The organism is Catellatospora aurea (assembly GCF_042663325.1).
GTDB classification, from domain to species: Bacteria; Actinomycetota; Actinomycetes; order Mycobacteriales; family Micromonosporaceae; genus Catellatospora; species Catellatospora aurea.
In genome coordinates this window covers 24,422-44,310 of sequence record NZ_JBHTAC010000030.1, presented here as the reverse complement: position 1 = coordinate 44,310, position 19,889 = coordinate 24,422, and the positions used below count along the sequence as shown (strand labels likewise).

Annotated in this window: 16 protein-coding genes; 9 read left to right on the top strand and 7 right to left on the bottom strand. The window is 71.8% G+C overall.

What is annotated here, in order from left to right; genetic code table 11:
• Positions 1-48: 48 nt before the first annotated feature.
• From ACFQO7_RS25200 to ACFQO7_RS25190, 3 genes are all read right to left on the bottom strand, one after another.
• Entirely contained in the window at positions 49-1,053 is a 1,005-nt protein-coding gene (locus tag ACFQO7_RS25200; RefSeq protein WP_376808682.1) for an acetamidase/formamidase family protein, read from the bottom strand.
• A complete protein-coding gene (locus ACFQO7_RS25195) occupies positions 1,050-2,516 on the bottom strand; it encodes an APC family permease (protein ID WP_376808681.1) in 1,467 nt (488 codons plus the stop codon). Before ACFQO7_RS25195 ends, ACFQO7_RS25200 begins: the two co-directional genes overlap by 4 nt.
• A gap of 131 nt (positions 2,517-2,647) precedes the next feature.
• On the bottom strand, positions 2,648-3,064 hold the full coding sequence (locus ACFQO7_RS25190; protein ID WP_376808680.1) for a helix-turn-helix domain-containing protein: 417 nt from the start codon (positions 3,062-3,064) through the stop codon (positions 2,648-2,650).
• 181 nt (positions 3,065-3,245) lie between these two features.
• Here ACFQO7_RS25190 and ACFQO7_RS25185 point away from each other — a divergent pair, with 181 nt between their 5' ends.
• Positions 3,246-3,965: a FadR/GntR family transcriptional regulator gene (locus ACFQO7_RS25185; protein WP_376808679.1), complete on the top strand. Its 720-nt coding sequence runs from the start codon at positions 3,246-3,248 to the stop codon at positions 3,963-3,965.
• Positions 3,962-4,684, top strand: coding sequence for a sterol desaturase family protein (locus ACFQO7_RS25180; protein WP_376808678.1), 723 nt, complete (start codon positions 3,962-3,964; stop codon positions 4,682-4,684). Before ACFQO7_RS25185 ends, ACFQO7_RS25180 begins: the two co-directional genes overlap by 4 nt.
• A gap of 63 nt (positions 4,685-4,747) precedes the next feature.
• Here the strand turns inward: ACFQO7_RS25180 and ACFQO7_RS25175 are convergent, their stop codons facing one another.
• The 4 genes from ACFQO7_RS25175 to ACFQO7_RS25160 all read right to left on the bottom strand — a co-directional run bounded on the left by ACFQO7_RS25175 (position 4,748) and on the right by ACFQO7_RS25160 (position 9,628).
• The gene (locus ACFQO7_RS25175) at positions 4,748-5,344 is read right to left on the bottom strand and encodes a GNAT family N-acetyltransferase (protein ID WP_360524501.1); all 597 of its coding nucleotides are present in this window, start codon (positions 5,342-5,344) and stop codon (positions 4,748-4,750) included.
• On the bottom strand, positions 5,341-6,840 hold the full coding sequence (locus tag ACFQO7_RS25170; protein ID WP_376808677.1) for an APC family permease: 1,500 nt from the start codon (positions 6,838-6,840) through the stop codon (positions 5,341-5,343). The genes ACFQO7_RS25175 and ACFQO7_RS25170 overlap by 4 nt, the downstream gene beginning before the upstream one ends.
• A 78-nt stretch (positions 6,841-6,918) precedes the next feature.
• Complete coding sequence (locus tag ACFQO7_RS25165) at positions 6,919-7,536, bottom strand: GPP34 family phosphoprotein (protein ID WP_376808676.1); 618 nt, start codon at positions 7,534-7,536, stop codon at positions 6,919-6,921.
• A gap of 250 nt (positions 7,537-7,786) precedes the next feature.
• The gene (locus tag ACFQO7_RS25160; RefSeq protein ID WP_376808675.1) at positions 7,787-9,628 is read right to left on the bottom strand and encodes a M14 family zinc carboxypeptidase; all 1,842 of its coding nucleotides are present in this window, start codon (positions 9,626-9,628) and stop codon (positions 7,787-7,789) included.
• 144 nt (positions 9,629-9,772) lie between these two features.
• Between ACFQO7_RS25160 and ACFQO7_RS25155 the strand changes: the two genes are divergently transcribed.
• The 7 genes from ACFQO7_RS25155 to ACFQO7_RS25125 all read left to right on the top strand — a co-directional run bounded on the left by ACFQO7_RS25155 (position 9,773) and on the right by ACFQO7_RS25125 (position 19,888).
• Positions 9,773-10,570 (top strand): inositol monophosphatase family protein, encoded by a 798-nt coding sequence (locus ACFQO7_RS25155; RefSeq protein ID WP_376808674.1) that lies wholly within the window; start codon positions 9,773-9,775, stop codon positions 10,568-10,570.
• Between the two features lie 56 nt (positions 10,571-10,626).
• Positions 10,627-10,899, top strand: coding sequence for a Smr/MutS family protein (locus ACFQO7_RS25150; RefSeq protein ID WP_203693303.1), 273 nt, complete (start codon positions 10,627-10,629; stop codon positions 10,897-10,899).
• Positions 10,900-11,031: 132 nt separating this feature from the next.
• Positions 11,032-12,663 (top strand): tetratricopeptide repeat protein, encoded by a 1,632-nt coding sequence (locus tag ACFQO7_RS25145; protein WP_376808673.1) that lies wholly within the window; start codon positions 11,032-11,034, stop codon positions 12,661-12,663.
• Between the two features lie 123 nt (positions 12,664-12,786).
• Complete coding sequence (locus tag ACFQO7_RS25140; protein WP_376808672.1) at positions 12,787-15,387, top strand: fibronectin type III domain-containing protein; 2,601 nt, start codon at positions 12,787-12,789, stop codon at positions 15,385-15,387.
• A gap of 93 nt (positions 15,388-15,480) precedes the next feature.
• A complete protein-coding gene (locus ACFQO7_RS25135; RefSeq protein ID WP_376808671.1) occupies positions 15,481-16,509 on the top strand; it encodes an AAA family ATPase in 1,029 nt (342 codons plus the stop codon).
• Positions 16,506-17,687 carry a DUF58 domain-containing protein gene (locus ACFQO7_RS25130; protein ID WP_376808670.1) on the top strand — a complete coding sequence of 394 codons (1,182 nt, stop codon included), beginning with the start codon at positions 16,506-16,508 and terminating at the stop codon, positions 17,685-17,687. Before ACFQO7_RS25135 ends, ACFQO7_RS25130 begins: the two co-directional genes overlap by 4 nt.
• Positions 17,681-19,888: a transglutaminase TgpA family protein gene (locus ACFQO7_RS25125; RefSeq protein ID WP_376808669.1), complete on the top strand. Its 2,208-nt coding sequence runs from the start codon at positions 17,681-17,683 to the stop codon at positions 19,886-19,888. Before ACFQO7_RS25130 ends, ACFQO7_RS25125 begins: the two co-directional genes overlap by 7 nt.
• Position 19,889: the final 1 nt, after the last annotated feature.

Genomic DNA, 19,889 nt, shown 5'->3' with positions numbered 1-19,889 from the left:
GCGTGGCCGGAGCATCGCTCCGGCCACGCCGCCTGTTCTGTCGTTTCGTTAGCGGTACGCCGCGCCCAGCGCCTTGAGCCGGTCGTGGACCCCGTCGTACGCGCCCGCGCGGCCCAGGTACGCCTTGGCCACCTTGGCGACCATGGTGTAGTTGGTGTCGCAGACGTTGCCGACGGGCGCCTCCCCGGCCTGGCTGACCAGCTGCAGCGAGTCGAGCAGATCGAGCCCGGTCAGCTCGGAGACCCAGGTGACCAGGTCGTGCTGGCTGATCCGGAACGCGTCCTCCAGCGGCCGGGCCGAGCCGGTCGCCATGAGGTGCGTGTCGGACTCCAGCCGCGGCCACGGCGTGCCGACTCCCTTGATCAGGTCCACGACGAGCACGGTCTCCATCGCGGCCTCGACCGCGACGCCGGACACCTCGCCCTGGCCTTGGCGGGCGTGGCCGTCACCGACGGCGAACAGCGCCCCTTCGACGTTGACGCCGAAGTAGGCGGTCACCCCGGCGCGCAGTTCGGGGGTGTCCATGTTGCCGCCGTGGGCGTCGGGCGTGATCGTCATCCGGGCCTCGAAGGCGCCCGGCGCGACGCCGACGGTGCCGTGCATCGGGTCCAGCGGCAGGTCCACCGTGAAGTCCGAGTTGCGGGCGCTGTAGCGGGCGACGCCCGCGGCGAGGTCGATGTCGTACACCCAGACCCGCTCCTCCAGCGGCGGCTGCAGCGTCGCGGTGTGCGACGTCGACGTCAGCGCCCCGAAGTGCGGGAAGGTGCTGGACACGGCCCAGTCGCGGGCCGGAGTGATGGACACGAAGTGCAGCGCCAGGGTGTCGCCCGGCTCGGCCCCTTCGACGAAGAAGGGGCCGGTGACCGGGTTGAGGTACGGGAACCGGCAGACCTGCGAGGGCAGGTCGCCGAATCCGCGCACCACGCCGCCGAAGCAGTCCTCGGTGCGGATCTTGAGCACGTCCCCGGGGCGGACCTTGGCCACCGGCGGGTTGGGCCCGAAGGTGTACGCCAGCTGCTCCGGAGTCGGGTTGAACTCGATGTACTCGCTCACGCGACGTCCGCCGCCTTGTCGTCACTGCCGCCGACGCCGGACAGCTTCGGGGCGCGGCCCATCGCGAACAGCACGCCGAGCACGACCAGGCCAAGGCCGATCCAGATGAAGCCGGTGAGCTGGGTGTAGAGCTTCATGTTGATCAGCACGGCGATCAGCAGGCCCGCGCCGACCAGCGGCACGACCAGGTGCAGCAGCCAGTTGCGGCTGCCGTTGCGCACGATGTAGTGCCAGATCACCGCGGCGTGCAGGGCCAGCCAGGCGACCATCGCGCCGAAGTTCACCATCGTGGCAATCAGCGTGATGGTGTCCTCGCCCTGCTCGGTGAGGTAGTACAGCGCGGTGCCGGAGATGGCCAGCGAGACGCCGGCGGTGAACAGGACCGCGTTGACCGGCGAGGCGTGCTTGCTGGACACCTTGGCCAGGAACTTCGGCAGCTGCTTGTCGCGGGCCATCGCGAACAGCAGGCGCGACAGGGCGGTCTGGGCGACCATCGAGTCGGGCAGGCCCCACGCGATCGCGGTGGCGACCAGGCACAGCGTGGCCAGCCACGGCGCGCCCGCGGCGGCCTCGGCGGCGGCGTAGAACGCGTTGCCGACGGTGGCGGCGTCGCCGTTGATCAGACCGGCCGGGTCGGTGACGAACAGCGACGCAACCCAGGTCTGGGCGATGAAGATCAGGCCCGCGAGCAGCAGCACCACGGCCATGGCCCGGCCGACCTGGCGGGCGCCGCCCTTGCTCTCCTCGGCCAGCATCGAGATGCCGTCGAAGCCCAGGAAGCTGAGCGCGGCCACCGACACCGAGCCGAGCACGATGCCGAAGCTGAAGTTGTCGGAGTTGAAGAACGCGCTGGTCCAGTCGCCGTTGCCGCGCCCGTCGGCCAGGCCGACGATGCCCATGACCAGGAAGATGCCCAGGACGATGAGCTCACCGGCGATCATGATGTTGATGGCGACGGCGGTGAGCCGGATCCCGAAGTAGTTGATCACGGCGTTGATGGCGACGAAGCCGACCAGCCAGATCCACGCCGACACCGACGGCACCGCCGCCTCGATGGTGACCGACGCGACCAGGTAGAGCAGGCCCGGGACCAGGAAGTAGTCGAGCATGATGGCCCAGCCGGCGATGAAGCCGACCGGTGCGGCGATGCCGCGGCCCGCGTAGTTGTAGACCGAGCCGGCGATCGGGAACGCCTTGACCATCTGCGCATACGACGAGGCGGTGAACAGCATCACGACCAGGCCGGCGACGTACGCCAGCGCCACCATGCCCTGCGAGGCCGCGTACACCGAGCCGAAGATCGCGAACGGGGCGATCGGCACCATGTAGATCAGGCCGTAGAACAGCAGGTCGGTGAAGGTGAGCGAGCGGCGCAGCTGCGGCGTGTAGCCGAACTTGCTGATCTCGGGGTCACCGGCCGGGTTGGCCGCGTCCCCCGTGGCCGCCTCGGAAGGCGTGAGCACGGACATTACCGAGCCTCCAGTAGTCATCGGATGTTCGACGTAGCGTGGCGCGACGCACACGCCAACGTCTCATTGGCGAGCACCGCCGACCCGCCGGGTAGATGTGAGGCCCGGACAGGTACTCCCACCAGCTAGTTGTCCGGACCGTCCAATGCGGCCAGCGCATCCCGGACGAACGGGTGAGTCGCCGACAGATTCGTATCGGCCAGCACCATCGACAGCAGCCGCCGCGCGTCGTCGACCGACCCGTCCCCGGTCTCCTTGCGCCGCCGCCGCCGGCCGTCGCTGGCCTGCTGCTCGGCCCGCACCGCCGGGTAGATGCCCGACAGCAGGCCGCCGGTCTGCAGCACCTCGTCGCAGCGGCGCGCCAGGTCCTCGGTCGGCCAGCGCTCGCCGGACTCGACTTTGGCGATCATCGCCTCGCTGTGCGGCATACGCTGTGCCAGCCGGCCCTGCGAATACCCGCGTACGCCACGCCACCAGCGCAGTTGCGCCGCGAAGTCCCTGGCCGCCGACGCCTGCGCGCGGCCCGTGAAGGGCTCGGTCATGCCCCGCCTCCGAGGGGTCAGTGTCCACAAAGGACGTACCGTACCGCTCCCACCCCGCGCGGCTGAAAACACGAGACAGTAAACAACACCGACCCGCACTCGTCCATGCATGAATGCGGGCTCACGAATACAACTGGTCAGACCACTTGACCACCCGACCGATGTGGTCGATGGTGGACGCATGACATTCGCGAAGATCGAACGAAGGTCACTGCCGGACGAGGTCTACGACCGCGTGCTCGGCCAGATCGTCTCCGGCTCGCTCACCCCCGGCCAGGCGCTGCCCAGCGAACGCGCGCTGGCCGAGGCGCTCGGCGTCAGCCGCCCCGCCGTACGCGAGGCACTGCAGCGGATGGCCCACGCCGGCCTGGTCACCGTCCGCCAGGGCGGCGCGACCACCGTCAGCGACGTCCGCCGCACCGGCGGCCTCGACGTCCTGCCCCACCTGCTGCTGCCCGGCGGCGACCTCGACCTCGCCGTCGCCCGCAGCATCCTCGAAGCGCGCCTGGCCATCGGCCCCGTCGTCGCCGGGCTCGCAGCGCTTCGCCACGGCCACGCCGCCGCCCTGCACGCCGCCGTCACCGCCATCGAGACCGACACCGACCCCGTCGGCCGCCAGCGCCAGGCCCTGGCCTTCTGGGAACTGGTCGTCGACGCGGCCGACTCCGTCGCGTTCCGGCTCATGTTCAACAGCCTGCGCGCCGCCTACGAACCCGCCCTGCACGCCCTGTCGACCGTCATGGCAGGCGAGGTCGACCGCGTCGAGCACTACCGGGCCCTCGCCGACGCGATCACCGCAGGCGACGCCGACACCGCCCGCCGCCTGGCCCACGACCTGCTCGGCCACGCCACCCGGGCCCTGCTGGACGCCCTCGACCTGCTGGAAGGAGACCGCAGATGAGCCCCGCCGACAAGTCCGCCGCCGAGCGCGCCGCCCGCGACCGGCTCGCCGCCGACGAGGCCGCGGCCACCGGCCCCGCCCGCACCGCCGTGACCCTGGGCCAGATCTTCCGCCGGTTCTGGCGGCACCCCAGTCCGTGGATGATCCTGTTCGTGCTGGCCGCCGCCCTGGCCTGGCGTATCGCCGAAGGCGGCTGGGCCCTGGCCGACCTGCGCGCACCGGCGCTGCTGGTGGCGGCGTTCCCCGTCCTGGAATGGGTCGTGCACGTGTTCGTCCTGCACTGGCGGCCCCGCACGTTCGCCGGGCTGACCGTCGACACCGAACTGGCCCGCGACCACCGCCGCCACCACGCCGACCCGCGCGACGTCCCGCTGGTGTTCATCCCGTGGCGCTCGCTGAGCCTCGTCATCGCCGCCTACACCACCGTCGCGCTGCTGGCGTTCCCGCGGCTCGGCGAAGCCCTCACCTTCATCCTGAGCGTCGCCGCCGTCGGGCTGCTCTACGAGTGGACCCACTACGCCATCCACAGCGACTACCGCCCCCGCAGCAGGCCCTACCGGGCAGTGTGGCGCAACCACCGGCTGCACCACTACAAGAACGAGCACTACTGGTTCACCGTCACCACCGCCGGCACCGCCGACCGGCTGCTGCGCACCTACCCCGACCCGGCGACCGTGCCGACCTCCGCCACCGCCCGCAACCTGCACGCCTCGACCTGAGCCCGCACGCAGAAAGCGGGGGCGGCGACCGTATGGTCACCGCCCCCGCCGACGATCCCGTGCTCAGCCCTGGGGCTCACGCCACATCGGGTACAGCGCCGGCCCGTCGCCGGGCAGGTGGTAGGCCTCGCCCAGCATCGTGAACCCGTGCCGCAGGTACAGATCCCGCGAACCCGTGCTCGACGCCTCCAGGTAGGCCGGCACACCCTCGGCGTCCAGCTGCGCCAGCCGCCGCCCGAGCAGCTCGCTGCCCAGCCCGGTGCCCCGGTGCCCCGGCCGCACGGCCAGCAGCGCCAGGTGCCAGTGCGGGCGGTCGTGCGGGTGGTGCTCGCCGAACACCTCGTCCAGCAGCGCGAACCGGGCCGCGTGCGGCCCCGCCAGCTCGACCAGGCGCTCGTCGTAGCCGTCGATCCACGGCGCGTCGACGGTGTTGTCGAACCACACCGCGACCGCGTCGTCACCGGCCACGTCCACGGCCCCGTAGGACAGGGCGTGCTCGGCGAACCAGCCGAACTGCCCGGCCATGATGCGCTCGCGCTCGACCGGATCGTCGAGCAGCCAGTGCGCCACGGCCAGCTCCTGGAACGACGCCGAGATCAGGCGACCCGCGGCCGCGGTGTCCACGGCCGCAGCCGTCGACACCGCGTCCGAGCCGGTCATACGCCGACCTTAGGGGCCTCCGCCGACGAGACCTGGGTCTTGCCGCCCTCGACGCCCTTGCCGATCGCCTCGTACAGCGCCGGCTTGGTCGCCCGCAGCACCAGCGCCCAGATCACACCGACGACCGCGACCAGCAGGTACAGCCCCGGCAGGATCCACCGGGCCGCGTGCTCGTCACCGGTGCCGAGCATGGTGCCGTAGTCGCGGACCGTCTGCTGCACCGCCCAGATCAGGAACAGCGCCGACAGCACCGGCGCGATGACCCGGGTCCACAGGCTCTCGCCGCGCTTGTCCTTGGCGAAGTACAGCACCACAGCGACGCTGGTGCCCGCGAGCAGCAGCAGCACGCCGAAGCCGCCGGTCATGCCCAGCCAGAAGAACAGGTGGGTGAACGGGTCCAGCTGCGCGATCGCGTACACCAGGATGACGGCCAGGCCGATCACGGACTGCAGGATCGAGGCGCCGACCGGGGCGCCCGAACGCGCGCCGGTGCGGGCCAGCGAACGCGGCAGCACGCCCTCACGGGCCAGCGAGAACGTGTAGCGGGCCACGGTGTTGTGGTAGGACAGCATCGCCGCGAAGGCGCTGGTCACCAGCAGCACGTTGCCGGCGTCGGCGAAGAACGCGCCCAGGTGCTCGCCGGCCAGCACGAACATCAGGTCGGCCTGGGCGGCGTGCTCCTGGCTCTGGGCCACGATGTTGTCCGGGCCGGTGGCCACGGTCAGCGCCCACGCGGTCAGCGCGTACACGAACACCATGACGCCCAGGCCGCCGAACGACGCCAGGGCGATCGTCTTGCGGGAGTCGCGCGACTCCTCGGCGAACACCGGCGGGGCCTCGAACCCGACGAACGCGGTCACGGTCACCGTCAGCACCGCGCCCAGCGCGCCGCCGATGAACAGGTTGTCCGGCGAGAACGCGGCGAAGCTGACGCCGTCGGCCGGGTTGGCGATGAACACGATGTCGTACAGCAGCACGATGGCGAGCTCGGCGACGAGCACGACCAGCAGCAGCTTGCTGTTGATCTCGACGCGGGACAGGCCGAGCACCGTGACGAACAGCCACGCCACCAGGGCCAGCACCCACCACTCGACGTTCACGTCGAACATCGCGCCGAGCAGGCCGGAGCCGGCCGCGCCGAAGATGCCGTACAGGCCGACCTGCAGCAGGTTGTAGCCGAGCACCGCGGACAGCGCGGCGGCCACACCGGCGGTGCGGCCCAGGCCCTGGGAGATGTAGGAGTAGAAGGCGCCGGCGTTGCGGATGTGCCGCGACATCGCGACGTAGCCGAACGTGAACAGCGCCAGCGCGGCACCGATCAGCAGGATGCCGAGCGGGAAGCCGATGACCTGGACGTTGGCCCAGCCGGCGACGATGACGCCGCCGATGACCATGAGCGGCGCAGCGGCGGTCAGCGCGAACGACGCCACGGACGCCGAACCGAGCCGGTCGGCGGCCAGCGCCGACGACAGCGCGGAGCTAGGGGGTGCGGACACGGTGTTGCTCCTTGAGGGGGTGGGGGGTGAGGGGGGGGGGGGGGGGGGGGGGGGGGGGGGGGGGGGGGGGGTGTTGGTTCAGGTGAGCTTCGCCACGGCTTTGCTGACGGCGAGCTCGGTCTCGGCGATGAGCACCCGCAGGGGTTCGTCGAGCACCGCGATGAGCGAGGCCAGGCTGCGTCCGCGGACGTCGTCCCAGGCGAAGGTGGTGCTCAGCCCGGTCGCGAAGGCGAGCCCGGCCAGGATGCGGTCCTCGACGGACATGTCCTCCTGCCGGCGCAGCCGCCCGATGAGCCGGGCAGTGGGCCAGGCCGCATCGTTGACGGACACGGGCATGTATCGGCGCTGCACGCTGAGCAGCCGGCGCGTCTCGACCAGTTGGAGCGCCCCCGCGGCGGTCATCCTGACGGCGATGTCGGACTCGGCACTGAGCCCGAGGTAGGCGAGCCAGTCCCGCACCGGGTGCAGGGTCGGCTCTGCCAGCAGCTGCCCGTGCACCCGGGCGGCCAGCGCGTCCGGCGGCGGCGGCGCGTTGCGCACCGCCACCCCCTCGGCGGCGGGACGCACCAGGTCCAGCAGGCACAGTTCGGCCAGCAGCGCGGCTGCCAGACCGAATCCGACGGCTTTGGCGTGCAGCCGGGAGTCGCCGCTGACATCGTCATGCGTCATCAAGTAGAACTCGTCGGCTATCGGCACGAGAAGGCACCCTACAGAATGGATCTACTCGCTGTCATCGCCGAGCACTCACTGTTTACCTTTGCTCCGCCGCAGGTAGAGTCCTATGTGGATGAATGGGAGCGTTTGCACGCGCAATATTCCCAGCCAGATGCGGCACCGGACGCGACAGGGCAGCCCCGCCTGCCGCACCGGTCGCCGAACCGGCACGGACAGTGAGACCGCCCTGCGTACGCGCGTGGTCCCCGGCCTCAGCGGGCCGGGGAGCCCGTCACGACTGCGTCACCGTGAGGTTGTCCAGGCCCGCCTCGACGAGGCTGGCCGTGCTCGCGTCCGCCGCCTCGACCAGGAAGCGCACGCTCTGGCCCGCGTACGCGGTCAGGTTCGCCGAACCGCTGCCCCACGCGCCGTTGCGGTTGCTGGCCGCGCCCGCGATGGTGGCCAGCACCGTGGTGCCGCCGCTGTGCACGACCGAGATCCGCAGGAAGTCGGCGCTGGAGGAGTTCGACCCGTGCGCCAGGTACCACTGCCAGCTCGCGTTCAGCGTGCCGGTGGCCGGCAGCGTGATCGCGGGCGACTGGATCGAGCTGGTGCCGCCGTCGAGGTCGAAGTCGCCCGCCGCGGTGCCCGCCGACAGGCCGGTGGCCAGGTCGTTGCTGCCCGCGAACGGGGTCAGCTGCTTGGCGCCGCTGGAGTTGGTCGCCTGCGCCGCACCGCGCGCCCACTGGCCGACCGTGGCCGTGTCGGTGCTGTTCGGGTTGACGGTCCAGCCGGTCGCGGTCTCGAACGTGTCGGACCAGACCGTGGTGCCGCCACCGCCGCCGCAGTAGGTCGCCTCCTTGCCGATCACCCGGTACGGGCAGTCGGCCTGCTGCAGCAGCATCAGCACCGCGGCCCGGTTACGGGTCGTCTGCGCGGTGATGACCTCGTCGGGCGGGTAGAAGCCACCGCCGCTGCCGGAGCTGCCCGGGTACATCTCGAAGGTGTACGCCCAGATCCGGTACGTGCCCCACATCCAGTCGATGGACGTGCCGTCGGCGACGTACAGGTCGCTGGACTGCTCCGGGGTGTAGCTGTTGGTCGCGGCCATCTGCTGGCCCAGCGTGGCGAACGTGTTGTACTCGTCGGCGCTCATGCCCGAGGGGTTGTTGGCCGTCGTGTAGCCGAACGGCCACAGGATGAGCTGCGAGTACGTGTGGAAGTCGATGTTGGCCTTGATCTGCTGGACGCCGCCGACGACCCGGCTGTTGACGAAGTTGCGCAGGTTCGTCGACTCCGGCGCGGAGAACGCCGACGGGCCGCGGTACGTCTCGCTGCTGGTCGAGCCGCTCGATCCGCCGCAGCAGCCCCACTGGTAGGACCAGTTGCGGTTGAGGTCGGTGCCGACGTTGGACGAACCGCTGTTGGGCTGGCGGTTCTTGCGCCACGAGCGGTAGCTGCCGGTGGCGATGTCGTACTCGCCGCCGTCGGGGTTCATGTCCGGCACGATCCAGATCTCGCGGCTGTTCACGATGTTCGTGATCGCCGAGTCGGAGCCGTAGCCGCTGGTGAACAGGTTCATCAGGTAGATGGCCATCTCGACCGTGAGGTGCTCACGGGCGTGCTGGTGGTGGTTGAACAGGACCTCGACCTCGTTCTCGTCGGTGGCGACGTTGTCCGAGATCTTGATCAGGGGCATGTTGCGGCCCTCGTAGGAGTTGCCGATCGTCGTCACCCGGAAGATCGACGGGTACGACGAGGCCAGCGAGTTGATGACGGCCATCATCTCGCTGTAGTCGTGGTAGTTGGAGTCGGCCGGCGGGAACGCCAGCGGCTGCGCGTGATCGTCCTGGGTCGCGGCGAGGACCCGGGTGACCGTGAAGCCGAGAGCCTTGATCTTGGCAGCCTCACCAGGGGTGGCGGTGATGTCGAGGATGCCGTGGTCGAAGCCGTCGATGGCCGCGCCCGTGGCGGCGATCGCGTTGCGCTGGGCGAGGGTCTTGATGCCCTGGACGGTGTAGTGGCCCGAGGTGCTGACCTCGGGTCCGACCGGTGCGCCGTCGGCCGGTCCGGTCAGGACCATGGTGCCGGCCAGCGCCAAGGTGGATACGAAGACGGTGAACCGTCGCCGCATGTCTGCCTCCAAGCGGGGGTAAAGGAGGCTCACAGCAGAACACCAGATTCAAGGTCATTGCAATATGTCAATCTAGCTATCACACGATGTTACGGCTCGTGCCCGTCGCAGGCTCCGCAGGCGCGGCCCGCTACCCTGTGCGGCGTGATCGACTCGTACGCGCCCGGCGACGACGCCGAGGTCGCCGCCACGGCGGCACAGGCCGGCGCGGACATCGTCCGTGATCTGTACGGCCGACACCTGGCCCGGATCGACAAGGGCGGCGGCGACTTCGCCACCGCCGCCGACGTGGCAGCCGAGCAGGCGATCCTCGACGTCATCCGCACCGCCCGCCCCCACGACGCCGTCCACGGCGAGGAGAGCGGGCAGACCGGCACCCCCGACGGCACCCGCCAGTGGCTGGTGGACCCCCTGTGCGGCACCCTCAACTACGCCGTCGGCAACATGCTCGTCGCCGTCAACGTGGCTCTGCGCGACGGCCCCGCCGCCGTCGCCGACCCGTTCACCGGCGAAGTCTTCATCACCGACGGCCACACCGCCCGGCTACGCCACAACGGCTCCGACACCCCGCTGACCCCCACCTCGGCAACCCGCCTGGTCGACGTCAACCTCGACGCGCCCTTCCCGAACGCACCCGGCTTCCGCGCCGTGGACCTACTGGCCCACCCCGGCTTCGTCGAACACTTCCGCCCCCGGGTCGTGTCCACCACCCTCGCCGTGGCCTGGGTCGCGGCCGGCAAACGCGCCGCCTACGTCACCGACGGCGGCGACCTGTCCACCAACCTGCACTTCGCCGCCGGCATCGCCCTGTGCCGGGCCGCCGGCTGCGTGCTCACCGGCATCGACGGCGCCCCACTCGGCCCCACCGGCCGTGGCCTGCTGGCAGCCGCCGACCCCGAAACCCACGCCCACCTGCTGTCGCTGATCCGCGACCGCGCCTGACCCCGGCACCGCCGAGCCGCTCGGAGCCCAGCCCGAATCGGGTAGGCTCGTCCTCGATGAAGCTCGTACTGGACCTGCACGACATATACAACAAGGGCCGCGACATCGAGCGGGCCCTCAACGACATCATGGCCGAGGCGATCGCCAAGAAGGCCCCGATGATCGAGATCATCCCCGGCAAAGGCTCCGGCGCCCTGAAGAAGACCGTCCTGCGCTTCCTCGAACAAAAAGAGGTCAAAGCCCTCTACCACCGCGTGGAGAAGGACTCCAAAAACTTCGGCCGCCTCTTCGTGCACTTCAAACACACCACCCCCCGCGGCCGCCGCTGACGCGCGATCTTGCGTGGCGTGTAGGGACGACACACTCGTTCCGGGCATACCGGCAACAGTTCACGCAAGATCGTCTTGATCTTCGCCGCTGCGGGTGGCGAGGAGTCGGTGGGTATGGGCAGGATGTGAGCCGTGCCGTCACCGACCTCGCTTAGCGACATCCGAACCGAGGCCCTCGCCCGCCGCGACCGGGGCGACCTGAACAGTGCCCGGACGCTGCTGGAGCAGTCCCTCGAAGCGGCGATCATGGCCGCCGGCGAGGACCACCCCGAGGTCCTGACCACCGGCCACCTGCTCGCCACCATGCACCGGCAGTCCGGCGACCTGGGCGCTGCCCGCCGGGTGCTGGAGAACGCGCTGTACAACGGCGGCTACCGCTTCGGCGAGGAACACCCGCTGCTGCTGTCGATGTCGTTCGACCTCGCGCAGATCGCCGACGAGCTGGGCAACCGGCACGAGGCCCGCCGCCAGTACACCAAGGTGGCCACGCACGGCCCGCTCACGCCCGGCTTCGACCAGCAGGTCCAGGTCGCCCGCGCCTGGCTCGGCCCCGACGCCCCCGCGCCGGTCGCCCCGCCGCCGGTGACCCCCGCGCCGCCGCCGGCACCGCAGCCGCCCGAGGACAGCACCGCGCTGCTGCCGCCGCCGTCCCGGCCGACCACCTACGTGTCCCAGTCCGTCCCGGCCACGCCGCCGCAGGTCACGCCCGTGGACCAGGCTTCGCAGACCGCACCCCCGGCCTGGCCGCTGCCTGCCTCGACACCGCAGACGGCACCGGCCCCCGCGCCCGACGACCGCACCGCGGTGGTCATGCCGCCACGCACCCCGAGCACGGCGCAAAACGACCCGGCTCCGGCGGTCACGCCACCGGACCCCGTAGCGCCGAACCCGGCCAACGACCGGACCCCGCCTGCGCGGCCCGTCACCCGCGCCGCGGACACCGAGCCCGCGCCCGAGGACGACCGGACCGCGCCCTACGGCCTGACCATGCCGCCGCGCCGCGACCAGTCCGCGACCCGAGCCATGCCCATCGTGCCGACCCCGCCGAGCGTCCCGCCGCGGCAGGACGCCGGGCACCCGCAGCAGTTCCAGCAGCGGATGCCGCAGCAGGGGCAGCAGCAGCCGCACGTCGCGCCGCCGTACCAGGACCAGCCGCGCCGCGACCTGCCGCCGGAGCAGGCCCGCGCCGCCGACGGCCGGACACCCGCGATCCCGGTCGCGCCGCCGCCGCAGACGGCACCGCGCCACCTGCCGCAGCAGCCTCAGCACGTGCCGACGCCGACCGTATTCGCGCCGCCCGCACCGCCACCAGCGGCCCCGCAGCGCCGCAGCCGCGGCCCGGTCATCGCCGCGGTCGCCGCCGCCATCGTCGCCGTGCTCGCCGCCGTGGCGACCCTGGTCGTGGTGATGCTGACGAATCAGGACGGCGAGCAGCCGCAGCCCGGCCCGACCGTCGAAGCCGTGGCCGCCAGCGACGTCTTCGTCACCCGCGCCGCCAACGGCGACATCACCATCACCTGGTTCGACCCGTCCGACGGCTACGCCGCGCAGGTGCTGCTCGGCGCCCCCGAAGGCGAGGAAGTGGCGACGATGGGCAAGCCCGGCAACGGTGAGACGCGATACACCGTCACCGGCCTGAACCCGACCTGGGACTACTGCTTCGTCATCATGAGCATCTACAGCGGCGATGAGCTGCTGCGATCCAAGCCCGCCTGCACCGGCACCGCAGGGGCGACGACGCCGTCGCCCAGCCTGACACCATGAGCGTCCTCACTCGACTTTCACGGTTGACCTGCAGCGCCTAGGATGGCGTCGGCTTCTGGGGAGGACGCCAGTCGGCGAGCGGGGTGGGCTCGGCACACCCCGCGTCATGGGGAGGGGCGATCCGTGGCGGATCTGTCACCGGGCGCGATCACACGCAAGGCACGGACCAAAGGTGGCGTCGTCACCATCGTCACGGTGCTGGCGATGCTCGCCGCCATGGGCCTGACCTGGTTCGGGCTCAGCGCCAACGACCAGGTCTCGGCCGGGTTCGACAGCAGCTCATGGCTGTGGAGCCTCACCCGCGGCGAGATCGCCCGGGTCAACGGCCTGACCGGCAAGGTGGACACCCGCTCGCAGGCGCTGGTCGCCTCGCAGGGCCACTACGTGCAGGTCAGCCAGTCCGACCGGTATCTGATCGTGCGCGACCAGCACACCGGGCGCATCAGCGCCCTCGACCCGGCGACGCTGCAGATCACCGCGTCGCAGGAGTCGCAGGCGGGCCTGGGTGTGTCGGTGGCGCTGCACAACAACGCCGCGTTCGTCATCGACCCGGTGCAGGGCGTGGTGCGCCAGCTGGACCCCGCGACGCTGCAGCCGATCGGCGAGCCGCTGCGCTACCCGCCGGGCATCACCGGCGGCCACTTCGACGGCACCGGCCGGCTCTGGCTGGCCGTGCCCAGCCAGGGCACCGTTTCGGCGATCACGCCCGCGCCGCTGACGCCGCCGTCGGGCGGCACCGGCGGCAGCGGACCGTCGCTGGTGCGCACCGAGCCGGTCGCCGAGGCGTTCCACGACCTGGCCCTGTCGGCGCTCGACGACGGTGTCGCGGTGCTGGACCAGACCAACGGCTCGCTGACGCTGCTGCGCGGCGATACCCTGAAGAAGGTCGAGATCGCCGGTGCCGCGGGCGGTGAGCTGCCGGAACGCTCCAGCGGCAAGGACATCGCGGTGACGGTCGTCGACGGCCGCAAGGTGTATGTCATCTCCGGTGAGCAGGTGCACGAGTTCACGGTGCCGGGCGCGGGCGGGGCGGTGCGGCCCGCGGTGGCATGGTCGGGCTGGTTCTACGTGGCCGACGACACCGCGGGCAAGGTGTACGCGATCGACCGTGAGGGCAAGCTGGTCAACACGATCGAGGCGGGCAAGCCCGGCTTCCGGCTGGAGCTGGAGGTGCGCGAGAACCAGCTGTTCATCAACGCCCCCGACTCCGCGACCGCGCGGGTGGTCAACGACAAGCACCAGGTCCGGGTCGTCGACAAGTTCAACGACGACGTCGTGGGCGGCGACCCGCCGCCGGTGACGCCGCCGCCCCCGCCGAAGCCGCAGATCGGCAAGCCGGGCGCGCCGCGCAACGTCACCGCCGCGTCGGGCGACTCGCAGGTACGCCTGAGCTGGGGCAAGGCCGCCGAGAACGGTTCGAAGATCACCAAGTACGTGGTGGAGGGCGACGGGCGGACCTGGACGGTCGGGGCGCGCAACCGCTCGCTGGTCATCGACAAACTGACCAACGGCAAGACGTACACGTTCACGGTGCACGCGGTCAACGGCAAGGGCGCCGGCCCGACCCGCAAGAGCAACCCGGTGATGCCGACCGGTGACGTGCCCGACGCCCCGACGGGCGTGAAGGCGGTCGAGAAGCCCGACGGCACCGTCGAGGTGACCTGGACCGCCGCCAACGGCCAGGGCCGCAAGATCACGCGGTACGAGGTCACCGCGATCAACGCGGGCAGCGGCGCCCTGATCGGCACCACGTCCGGCGCGGTGAGGCTGGTCGTCAAGGACGGCGAGCTGGAGTACGGCACGCAGTACGCGTTCACCGTCGTGGCGGTCAACGACAAGGGCGCGGGTTCGCAGGTGTCGCAGCCGTCGGGTTCGGTGGTGCCGTTCAACAAGCCCGCGCAGGTGCGCAACCTGTCCGCGGCCACGGTCGGCACCGCCAAGGGCACCATCCGCGTGACGTGGGCGGTGCCGGCCGACAACGGCCGCCCGATCACCGGCTACAAGGTGACCGCGGGCGGCAACACGCAGACGGTCAACGGCACCAACGCGACCCTGAACGGGTTCGGCGACGGCGAGATCGTGTCGGTCGACGTGGCGGCGGTCAACGAGGCCGGCACCGGGGCGAAGGACACCACCAGCGCGAAGACCATCACCGACGCGAAGGTGTCGAACGTGTCGGCCGGCAGCGCGACGTACAAGGGCTTCACGGTGAACTTCGCCTACGACGACGGCGGCGGCACCGCGACCTGCACGGTGACCATCAACGGCGCGGCCCGGGCGGTCGGCTGCAACACCGGCGCGAGCGGGTACGCGGTCAACGAGGTCGCCACCGACAGCGCGTTCACGATCACGGTGTCGGTGCGCAACGCGACCGGCGCGACCGCGACCTCGAACCCGGTGACGGTGCGCACCAAGCGGCTCAACGGCACGATCCGGTGTGTGGGCTGCTCCAACGGCATCGGCATCTACAGCAACTCCCGCCAGCAGTCCAACGAGGCCGTCGGTGACGCCCAGCACGGCGACACGTTCAAGGCGTTCTGCTGGAAGCAGGGCACCGCGGGCAACCAGAGCGGCGACGCCGAACTGTTCGCGGCCGGGGAGAACAGCAACAAGCGCAGCGACAAGTGGATCCAGATCACCTACCGCGGCAACCAGCGCTACGTCCCGTTCATCTGGCTCAACCTCGACGACGGCGACGACTACAACGACGTGCCGCAATGCTGATCCGCTGAGCTTCCCCGGCACGAGCCGCCACGGCCCGTGCCGGGGATTCTCCGTCTTGGCCCCTCTTTCGAGCACAAAGGACCTACCCTCGCCATGAACCAGCCCCTTCCACCGCTGTCCGCCGGCCAGGTGCGCGCGTTCGCCGACCTGACCGAGAAACTGGCCGGCGCGATCTCGACCGTGGTGCTCGGCAAGCCGGAGGTGGTCCGGCTCGGGCTGGTCGCCATGTTCGCCCAGGGCCACGTGCTGCTGGAGGACGTGCCGGGCACCGGCAAGACGACCCTGGCGCGGGCGATCGCGGCGTCGGTGCAGGGCGCGTGGCGGCGCATCCAGTTCACGCCGGACCTGCTGCCCTCCGACGTCAGCGGCGTGACCATCTTCAACCAGGCCAGCCGCGGCTTCGAGTTCCACCCGGGGCCGATCTTCGCCAACATCGTCATCGCCGACGAGATCAACCGCGCCTCGCCGAAGACGCAGTCGGCGCTGCTGGAGGTCATGGAGGAGCGCTACGTCACCGTCGACGGCGTACGCCACGCGGTGCCGCGGCCGTTCATGGTCGTCGCGACGCAGAACCCGGTCGAGATGGACGGCACCTACCGGCTGCCCGAGGCGCAGCTGGACCGGTTCCTGATGAAACTGTCGGTCGGCTACCCCGACGAGGCCGTCGAGATCGAGGTGCTGCGCGGGCACACGCTGCGCTCCCCCGACGCGATCACCCCGGTCACCGACACCAAGACGATCGGCGAGGCCGTCGCGCTGGCGCACCGGGTGCACATCGCCGACCCGCTGTACGCGTACGCGGTGCGGCTGGCCGCGGCGACCCGCGAGCACAAGCACGTGCGGGTCGGCGTCAGCCCCCGCGGCGTGATCGCGCTGACCCGCGCCGCCAGCGCGTACGCGCTGACCGAGGGCCGCGGCTACGTGCTGCCCGAGGACCTGAAGGTGCTGATCGAGCCGGTGTTCGCGCACCGGGTGCTGCTGACCCCCGACGCGCAGCTGCGCGGGGTCACCGCGACCGAGGTGCTGCGCGACGCGGTCGAGGCGGTCCCCGTGCCGCTGCCCGGCCAGGAGTCCCCGACCGGCGAGCCGGGCCCGGCTCCCGCGGCGCGGCACGCCGGATGATCGTCACGCTGCGGGGGGCGGGCCTGACCGTCGGCGGCGTGGCGCTGCTGGCCACCGGTTTCACCTACGGCTACCCGGAACTGGCGGTGCTCGGCGCGACCGCCGTCATCGCGCAACTACACGCGTTCGCGCACGCGGCGCTGCGGCCGCGGCTGTCGGTGACCCGGTCCGTGGACCCCGACCGGGTCGCGCGTGGCGAGGGCAGCACCGTCACGCTGACCGTACGCAACACCGGCCGCTTCGGCGCCGCCACGCTCGTCGCCCACGACAAGTGCGGGCGAGCAGGGCAGGAAGGCGCGACCGTCCCGGTGCCGCTGTTGCGGCTGCGCCCCGGCCGCGACACCGACGTGTCCTACCCGGTGCCCACCGACCGCCGCGGCGTCGTCGACGTCGGCCCGCTGCAGGTCACCCGCCGCGACCCGCTCGGCCTGGTGTCGGTGTCGCGCAGCCACGGCGACACCGCACGGATCTGGGTCTACCCGAAGAGCCACCTGATCCAGGCCGTGCCCGCGGGCATCTCGCGCAGCCTCGACGGCCGCCTCGACCGGGTCCCGCACGGCGCGATCACCTTCGACACCCTGCGCGAGTACGTCATCGGCGACGAGCTGCGCCACGTGCACTGGCGCACCAGCGCCAAGGTCGGCGAGCTTATGGTCCGCGAGCACCTCGACACCAGCCTGCCGCAGCTCGTGGTGTTGCTCGACGACCGGGCCGTCTCCTGGGCCGACCGTGACGCGGCCGGGTCGGCGTCGTTCGAGAGCGCCTGCGAGGCCGCCGCGTCCATCGTCGCCGCCGCGACCCGCGAGGACCTGCCCGTGACGCTGCACCTGGTCAGCGGCCCCGCGGCGGGCGGCGGGCGGATCCGCGGCGCGGCCCGGGGACTGCTGGACCTGCTCGCCGAGGCCGAACCGGCGCCCGGCGGCGAGGAGCTGCTGGTCACCGCGACCAACCGGCTGCGCCAGCACCGCCCCGGCGACACCCTGATCTACCTCACCGGCACCGCCGGGCTGGCCGACCTAGCGCTGGTCTCCGGGCTCAAGGGCCCGTTCCCGTCGGTCGCCGTCGGCGTGCTCGGGCCCAGGCTGGCCGCCGAACCGCAGCCCGCCGGAGTGCTGCTGCTACGCGCCGAGGACGGCGAGGACTTCGCCGCGGTATGGGACGGAGTGACCCGATGGTAGCCCACGGCCTGCGCATCCTCCTGCCGCCGGCACTGATCACGGCGATGCTGGTGCTGTCCGGCCTGGTCGCCGACCGCATCTACAACGGCACCCTGTTCACCGTGCTCATCGCGGGCGCGGCCGCCGGATCGGTGGCGATCAGCCTCGCCCTGACCCGGCTGCGGGCCTGGTCGGTCGCGCCGCTGTCGGTGCTGGGCCTGGCCGGATACCTGGCGTTCGCGCTGAACCTGTCCGCGCAGCGCGCGGGCATCAGCGGGGACCTGCCGACGATCGCCACCGAGGCGCTGCGCGACGGCATCCCCCGGCTGCTCGCCGTGCTGGTGCCGGTCGAGCCGCAGCCCGACACCGTCGCGGTGCCGGTCATCGCGACCTGGCTGGCCGGGCTCATGGCGATGGAACTGACCGTCCGCGCCCGGCGCACCCTGGTCGGGCTGACCCCGCCGGTGCTGCTGTTCGCCGGGGCGCTGTGGCTGGTCGGGCCGGCCGCGCCGCGTACCCCCTGGCCGGCTCTGGCTTTCGCGGCCCTGGCGATCGCGGCGCTGGCGTTCACCGGCCGCGTCCGCACCCCCGAAACCGGCCTCGACCCGGCCACCCGCAAGGCGCTGCGGCTGCGGGCCGCACTCGCCGGCGGCACCGGGTTCGCGCTGATCCTGGCCCTGGTCGCCGGGGCCGCCCCGCCGGTCGCGTCGCAGGTCACCGCCAAGCCGTTCGACCCGCGCAGCCTCATCGACCCGCCGGACCTCGACGCCCTCGACGAGAACCCGCTGATCAGGTTGTCCGGCTGGGCGCTGCAGCCGCAGGAGAAACTGCTCGACGCCGACGTCGCCGCCGACACCCGGATCCGGCTGGCGGTGCTGTCCGACTACGACGGCGTGACGTGGAAGGTCGGGGCGACCTACCGCCCGGCCGGGCGCAGCCTGCCCCGCCCGCCCGGCGAGGTCGCCGGCAAGCCCGTGCAGCAGCGCATCACCATCGCCGGGCTCACCGGCAAACTGCTGCCCGCCGCCGCCACCCCCAGCCACGTCGACGGCATACGCACGGCCTACGACCAGTCCACCGGCACCATGCTGCGCCCGGAAGGGCTGAGCACGGGCATGACGTACACCGTCACGTCGCTGCACAGCGAACCCGACGTGAACCTGCTGCCCGTCGCCGACGTGCCCTCCGGCATGACCCGCTACATCACCCTGGGCCCGAACGTGCCGGACAACATCAGCCGGCTGGCGCAGCAGCTCGGCGCGGACAACGGCGCCCCGTACCAGCGGGCGCTGGCGATCGAGCAGTTCCTGTCCGAGCACTACAGACTCGACCCGCAGGCGCCCAGCGGGCACGCGTACCCGAACCTGGACTTCTTCCTGTTCGGACCGCCCGGCACCGGGGCGGGCAAGGGCACCTCGGAGCAGTTCGCGGCCTCGTTCGCGGTGCTGGCCCGGCTGCTGAACCTGCCCAGCCGGGTCGTGGTCGGCTTCACCGCCCGCGCCGGCAACCACGCCGTCACCGCCGGGGACGCCCTCGCCTGGCCGGAGATCTACTTCACCGACCTGGGCTGGGTGCCGTTCCACCCGCTGCCCGAGCCGAACACCGAGACCAAACCCCTGGAAGACGAGTTCAAGCCGCAGCCGGAGACCTCGCAGCCGCCGCCGTCGGACGAGCCCATCCCGACGCTGGAACCGACCGCCGACGCGCCCAGCACCGCCCCTTCGGCCAGCGGCTCGGCGGCGGGCGGCGCGAACGTGGCCCTGGTCGCCGGCGCGGGCGGCGGCGGGCTCCTGATGCTGCTGCTCGCCGGATTCGTGGTGTTCGTGCTCGTCGCCCGAGGTGCGCTGCGGCGGCGCAGGCTCGACGAGGGCAGCCCCGACTCCCGCATCGAAGGTGCGTGGCTGGAGGTCGGCGACGCGCTGCGGCTGGCCGGGCGGCGCGCCCCGGAACACCTGAGCGCCGCTGAGGTCGCCGCGCACGCTGCCGAGGCCGCCGCACCGGTACGCGGCAAGCACGACGTGCGCCTGGCCGCGCCGACCCTGGACGAGCTGGCCGTCGCGGTCAACCAGACCGTGTTCGGGCCGGGCACGGCCGGTGACACCGAAGCGGAAGCTGCGCGGAGCCGGGCGGTGGCGTACATCGACGAGCTGAAGGCACGCCGCTCCTGGTGGCGACGGCTGCTGTGGACCCTGCACCCTGGCCCGCTGCGCTGGCGGCGGTGAG

Coding starts and splice junctions, on each gene's coding strand:
- ACFQO7_RS25190 (WP_376808680.1), bottom strand. CDS start 3,064: ATGACCGAGCCCTTCACGGGCCGCGCGCAGGCGTCGGCGGCCAGGGAC.
- ACFQO7_RS25185 (WP_376808679.1), top strand. CDS start 3,246: ATGACATTCGCGAAGATCGAACGAAGGTCACTGCCGGACGAGGTCTAC.
- ACFQO7_RS25180 (WP_376808678.1), top strand. CDS start 3,962: ATGAGCCCCGCCGACAAGTCCGCCGCCGAGCGCGCCGCCCGCGACCGG.
- ACFQO7_RS25175 (WP_360524501.1), bottom strand. CDS start 5,344: ATGACCGGCTCGGACGCGGTGTCGACGGCTGCGGCCGTGGACACCGCG.
- ACFQO7_RS25160 (WP_376808675.1), bottom strand. CDS start 9,628: ATGCGGCGACGGTTCACCGTCTTCGTATCCACCTTGGCGCTGGCCGGC.
- ACFQO7_RS25150 (WP_203693303.1), top strand. CDS start 10,627: ATGAAGCTCGTACTGGACCTGCACGACATATACAACAAGGGCCGCGAC.
- ACFQO7_RS25135 (WP_376808671.1), top strand. CDS start 15,481: ATGAACCAGCCCCTTCCACCGCTGTCCGCCGGCCAGGTGCGCGCGTTC.
- ACFQO7_RS25130 (WP_376808670.1), top strand. CDS start 16,506: ATGATCGTCACGCTGCGGGGGGCGGGCCTGACCGTCGGCGGCGTGGCG.
- ACFQO7_RS25125 (WP_376808669.1), top strand. CDS start 17,681: ATGGTAGCCCACGGCCTGCGCATCCTCCTGCCGCCGGCACTGATCACG.